General features: G+C 66.1%; 5 protein-coding genes. All 5 read left to right on the top strand.

The features are described from left to right. Positions 1 to 1,254: ABC transporter substrate-binding protein (locus VF697_RS41455; protein ID WP_331104018.1), on the top strand; the 1,254-nt coding region annotated here is incomplete at its 5' end. Between the two features lie 11 nt (positions 1,255 to 1,265). Further along, positions 1,266 to 2,228, top strand: coding sequence for a ketopantoate reductase family protein (locus tag VF697_RS41450; RefSeq protein WP_331104016.1), 963 nt, complete (start codon positions 1,266 to 1,268; stop codon positions 2,226 to 2,228). A 74-nt stretch (positions 2,229 to 2,302) separates the two neighbouring features. Continuing rightward, entirely contained in the window at positions 2,303 to 3,241 is a 939-nt protein-coding gene (locus VF697_RS41445; RefSeq protein WP_331104013.1) for a hypothetical protein, read from the top strand. Between the two features lie 101 nt (positions 3,242 to 3,342). Further along, entirely contained in the window at positions 3,343 to 4,068 is a 726-nt protein-coding gene (locus tag VF697_RS41440) for a hypothetical protein (protein WP_331104011.1), read from the top strand. 1 nt (position 4,069) lies between these two features. Further along, positions 4,070 to 4,663, top strand: coding sequence for a hypothetical protein (locus VF697_RS41435; protein ID WP_331104009.1), 594 nt, complete (start codon positions 4,070 to 4,072; stop codon positions 4,661 to 4,663). Positions 4,664 to 4,751 lie beyond the last annotated feature (88 nt).

Below are 4,751 nucleotides of genomic sequence, written 5' to 3'. Positions count from 1 at the left end.
GACGGGCAGCCCCTGACGGCGCGCGACGTGAAGCGCCACTTCGAGCGGCTGCTGGACCCGACGGTGCAGTCGCCCGAGCGGGGCCTGCTGGAGGACGTGGAGGGCGCCAAGGCCTTCGTGGAGGGCAAGGCGCGCGAGGTGACGGGCATCGAGGCGCCGGACGACCTGACGCTCGACATCCGGCTGGAGGAGCCCAAGGCCTTCTTCCTCCAGCTGATGGCGCAGACGCCCACGGCGGTGGCCCGGCTGGACGCACGGGGCCAGCTCCAGGGCACCGGTCCCTTCATGCCGGTGGACTTCGGGCCGACGCACATCGTGCTCGAGCGCAACCCCACCTATTGGCGCCGCGAGCAGCCGCTGTTGGACCGGCTCGAGTTCCACATCCATGGGTCACGCGAGGAGTCCATCACCGCGCTGCGCGAGGGGAAGGTGGACCTCGTCTCGTACCTGCACGCCACCCACGTGGAGCTCCTCGAACAGGAGGGGCTGCTGCAAGTGGTGCCAGGCACCACGCCCACCACGTCGCTGCTGGGCTTCAACCTGCGCGAGGCCCCCTATAATGACGTGCGGGTGCGCCAGGCCCTTCGTGCGGGACTGGACCTCCAGGGGCTGGTGAACGGCTTCCACGCGGGGGCGCGCCTGGCCAGGACGCTGACACCGCCGGAGCTGCTGGACACCGCGGGGCTGCCCGAGCCCCGCCTGGACCTGGACCTGTCCGAGCGCCTGCTGCGCGAGGCCGGAGTGCGGCGCATCCCCGTGACGCTGTACCAGACGTTGGGACGCAACACCTCGGCGGAGGATGACGTCCTCTTCCGTCCGCTGGTGGAGGCCGGGCTGGTGGAGCTGCGGCACATGGAGGTGAGCGCGGAGGAGTTCGCGGAGCGGCGGCGCGAGGGACGCCTGCCCGTCTTCCGGTTGCACTGGGTCGCCGACTTCCCGGACCCGGACAACTTCCTGCACTTCCTGCTGAGCTCCCAGGCGCAGGGGGTGTACCCCCTGAGCTACCGCAACGCGGAGCTGGACAGGCTCACGGCGGAGGCGCGCGTCACCATCGACCCGGAGCAGCGCAAGCAGCTCTACCTGCGGGCGGAGAGGCTCGCCTACCAGGACTGCCCCATCATCCCCCTCTTCCACCCCCGCGTGTACGCGGCGACGAGCGGCCGGGTGCAGGGACTGCGGCTGCACCAGACGCCCCCCCAGGTGCGCTTCGAGGACCTGTGGTTGGACAAGATGGAGGACGAGCAGGCGCGCTAACGTGCATGCCCATGAGCACGAATCCCCGAGTCCTGCTGGTCGGTGCGGGTGCAGTAGGTCAGGTGTTTGGGAGGTATCTCCAGGCGGCCGGGTGCGACGTCTCCTTCCTGGTGAAGGAGAAGTACGCGCAGGAGGCCCAGCGGGGCTACACCCTCTATGAGCTCGGCATCCTCGAGAAGGATCCGGAGCCGGTGGCGCTCTCCGGCTTCGGCGTCCACACCTCGGTCCAGGAGGTCGCGGCCCGGCCGTGGGACCAGGTCTGGCTGTGTGTCTCCTCGACGGCGCTTCGCTCCGGCAACTGGGTGGGCGAGCTCGCCCGGGCCACGGGAGAGGCCACCTGGGTGATGCTCCAGCCCGCGCTCGATGACCGCGAATGGCTCCTGCAATGGGTTCCGGCCGAGCGGCTCGTCTCCGGCATGATTCCCTTCCTCAGCTTCCACGCGCCCCTGAAGCCAGGAGACCGGCTGTCGAGGCCGGGCACGGCGTTCTGGATGCCTCCGCTGGCCCAGGGGCTCTTCAGCGGATCCCCCGAGCGGCTCCAGCGGGTCATCCGGACGCTGCGGGCCGGCGGGTATCCGGCCCGGCGCGACCGCGACGTGGCGCGGACCGTGGCGATGCCCTCCGCGGTGCTGACTGTCTTCGTGGAGGGGTTGGAAGCGGCGGGCTGGAGCTTCGAGCGCTTCCTCCAGCGCGACTCCCTGGAGCGGGTCCATCACGCCATGAGGGAGGCGGTGGAAATCGCCGCCTGGCGCACGCAGGCAAACCCCTCCGCCCTCCTCCCGCTGCTGCGCCCCGCGCTCCTCAAGCTGCTGCTGCCCATCGCCGCCCAGCTCGCGCCCTTCGACCTGGAGACCTACCTGAAGGTCCACTTCACCAAGGTGGGAGATCAGACGCGCTTGATGATGCGGACGTACATCGACCTGGGAAGGACCGCCGAGCTGCCAGTCGAGCACCTTCAAGCCTCGTCGCACTGAAGGAGCAGCCCCGGAGGGCTCCATCGAAGGCCCCCGGCTCCTCGACCGTCACCGCCCGGTGCTAGCATCGTCCCATGAGCACCGCGAACGATCTCACCGTCGGCAGTGTGTCAGGCCCGAACGAGCCGAAGGACGACGCGAGCGCCGTCCAGAAGGCGGCTGAGGGGCTCGCCACGCTGCCGCCGGCGGCGAACACCCTCGTGGTCTCGGATGCACACACCAACCCCTTCGAGCAGGGACAGCCGGCCCAGGGCGGCGCCGAGCTCGCCGAGGCGCTGGGCGCGGAGCTGGCCGCCCGGGTGGACCAGGCCCTGTCGGGAGAGGTCTCGAAGGAGCTCCAGCAGGAGCTCGCGGCGCTGGTGACGCTCATCCCCGGCACGCTGGAGCACCTCGGCCCTGATCGGCTCCAACTGCTGCGCTCGGCCGTGCGGGCGTTGCTGGGCAAGAAGCCGAACTTCACCTATGCCCAGGAGCTCAAGGGCGTACTGCAGAAGGCCCTCCGGGAGAAGACGTCCCCGCTGCGGTTGTCCCTGTGGCAGAAGGAGTCGCCGTCCATCCTGGTGGTGATAGGGCTCGGCCTCTTCGCGTACTGCGCCGCACCGCTGGCCCTGTGGGTGATGCCGAAGCTGATGCACTGGGGCGGGCGCACCTCCGGGGAGGGGACGATGAGCATCGAGGATCTCGTCCTCATCACCATCATCGGGGCGCTCGGGAGCGTCACCAGCATCATGGTCCGGCTCCAGGACTTCGACGCTCGCACCAACGTCAAGCCCGGCGTCCTGGTGCTCTTCGGCTTCTTCAAGCCCATCATCGGGATGTTCTTCGCCCTGTTCAGCTACACCCTCTTCAACGCGAACCTGCTGCCGGTGCAGATCCCCACCGGCAAGGAGATCTACTTCTACATGACGCTGGCCTTCATCACCGGCTTCAGCGAGCGGTTCGCCGGGGACATCATCGCCCAGGTGCAGAAGCGGACCCTGCCCGGCGTTCCCCAGAGCGAAGACAAGCTGTAACGCGGAGCCGCAGGTTACCGCGCACGTAGACCCGCTGGACAAGGTGCCAGGAGTGGGAGGTGGCGCCCTGATCCATACGCTGTGCTACGCTGCGAGCGACCATGACTCGGCTGCTTCTCATCCCGCTCCTGGTCGCCCTGGGGTGCTCGACAGCCAAGCGCCTCGATGACCCTCACGTCTGGCGGCCTACGTCCGACGAGAAGCCGGACAGCATCCCGGGGCCCCTGAAGAACTTCGGCTCGTTCGATTCTTTTTCGGACGCACTCCAAGCCGCCTGCCCGCTGCTCCTCTCGAAACCGAACGCCACCGTCGCCCACCTCCAGCAGAGAGACCCAGAGCTGGCCCTGCGAGTCTCCACCGAATACTGCGCCTGGCTCTACTACACGCCAGAGCACAAGTACGAATTGAGCATGTTGACCGACGTGCCAGAGCCGGGCAGCGCACTGAAAGGGGAAGCAAGCTGCCTGCTCCCCACGAACGTAGACGACCCCCGGTACACACCGAGTAGTATCAAATACATCTTCCTTCTCCACAACCATCCCTTCACAAGCGAGCTCTCTGGCAAAGATATACATCTTGCCGCAGCCATGGCCAATGCACACGGGCTGGAAGCAGAGGTGGGGAACAGAAAGATTCCTCTCGCTGTCATCGCGTTTTTTTCGAACTCAAAGGATGCACAGCACCCCACCTGTGATGGCTTCTACCAATACATCCCGGCAACCCGAGAGTTGCTGAAGTGGCTCAACGAAGAGGGAGATTGGCGGAAGGAGAAGGCTGGAATGGTCAGATGGATCAACGCCACGGAGTTCGTCATCACGAGGGAATAACATGCGCAAGGTACAGAGAATTGCTCTCGTGCTCGCCGTCACGCTCATGGGGTGTGGTTATTTACGGAGCCTTCTTCCTCATCGTGTGCCAGTGGAGGACGACAGCTCTATTAAATTTCCACGATTCTATGAACGTATTCCTGTCGCGGTTGGGGTGCAGGATGAGATGTACGAATTAGACGGCGAAATGCTCCGAGCCCTCGTCATCGCATTTAATGACTACCTTCCCACAAACGCCGGGGATTTACCTTGTGCGGACAGGAGAGAGGCACAGTCCTATCGGGTCATCCGCCAGGGTAGAATCATCTTCGTCTATATTCACGAGAACTTCGTATACTGCGGTCGCCAATACCCGGTGCGGCATTCAGGCGCGAAGTACGCCATCAGCACAGACGGCCGCGTCCTGCGGCGACTCATCGGTGACCAACCTGAAGGCCCTATCGAGCTGGAAGCCCCCGATGATGGGGGCCGATGGATCAGGGCCGAGCCCGGCGTCTCCTCCGTATTCGACTACAGCCCACGGCGAGACGGGGGAACCGTCCCCTCGGACGCACAGCCACCGCCCGCAGCGGACGGTGGCCACGACGCGGGATGAGGAAGGGCTCGCGGCTCACTTCCAGAGCTTCTTGTACCAGGACCCATCCTCCTTGCTCCCGGCCTTCTTCCCCTTGCCTGGCGCATCG

The sequence above is a fragment of the Archangium sp. genome (assembly GCF_036388035.1).
In the GTDB taxonomy this organism is placed as follows: Bacteria; Myxococcota; Myxococcia; order Myxococcales; family Myxococcaceae; genus Archangium.
This window is presented reverse-complemented; position numbering and strand designations above follow the sequence as displayed.

Bases quoted from the DNA above. Each gene is read 5' to 3' on its own strand.
- VF697_RS41440 (WP_331104011.1), top strand. From the start codon at position 3,343: ATGACTCGGCTGCTTCTCATCCCGCTCCTGGTCGCCCTGGGGTGCTCG.
- VF697_RS41435 (WP_331104009.1), top strand. From the start codon at position 4,070: ATGCGCAAGGTACAGAGAATTGCTCTCGTGCTCGCCGTCACGCTCATG.
- VF697_RS41450 (WP_331104016.1), top strand. From the start codon at position 1,266: ATGAGCACGAATCCCCGAGTCCTGCTGGTCGGTGCGGGTGCAGTAGGT.
- VF697_RS41445 (WP_331104013.1), top strand. From the start codon at position 2,303: ATGAGCACCGCGAACGATCTCACCGTCGGCAGTGTGTCAGGCCCGAAC.